This window comes from Chryseobacterium sp. WG14 (assembly GCF_024586945.1).
Classification (GTDB): Bacteria; Bacteroidota; Bacteroidia; order Flavobacteriales; family Weeksellaceae; genus Chryseobacterium.
The window spans coordinates 1-428 of the sequence record NZ_JALCZD010000041.1; the positions used below are offsets into that span (position 1 = coordinate 1).

The following is a 428-nucleotide window of genomic DNA, read 5'->3' on the forward strand; positions in this document are numbered from 1 at the left end:
TTACTATATGCTTGCCCTTTGGAAGTTCCTGATTTGGCAACAACTCTTCCTTTATTATCATAAGTAAAAGAAATAGTCTTATTGGTTGCCTGTCCACCATCGGTAGTAGAAACCTCTTTTTGAGAGATCAATTGTCCCAGGTTATTATAAGTATATTCTTTCGTTCCTTTCGGACTGATAATCTTCTTAGGCTGACCAAATCCGTCATATTCATATTTATATATTCCATTGGAAGGATCGTTGAATTCTGATTTCCTGCCCCAGGAATCATACTTTGTTGTTACAGCATTTTCTGCATATTTTGCCTGGGTCTGTTCTCCCGCAGCATTATAAAAGAATTGAATAGCTCCCCCTTTGTCAGTGGTAGAAACTATGTTTCCTAACGCATCTGTGGTTTTGGAATTGGTTCTTCCATAATCAGCAGGGTT

1 protein-coding gene is annotated in these 428 nt (G+C 38.1%); it reads right to left on the reverse strand.

Translation table 11 applies throughout. The features are described 5' to 3' along the window. Window positions 1-428: hypothetical protein (locus MP478_RS22500; protein ID WP_257201722.1), on the reverse strand; the 428-nt coding region annotated here is incomplete at both ends.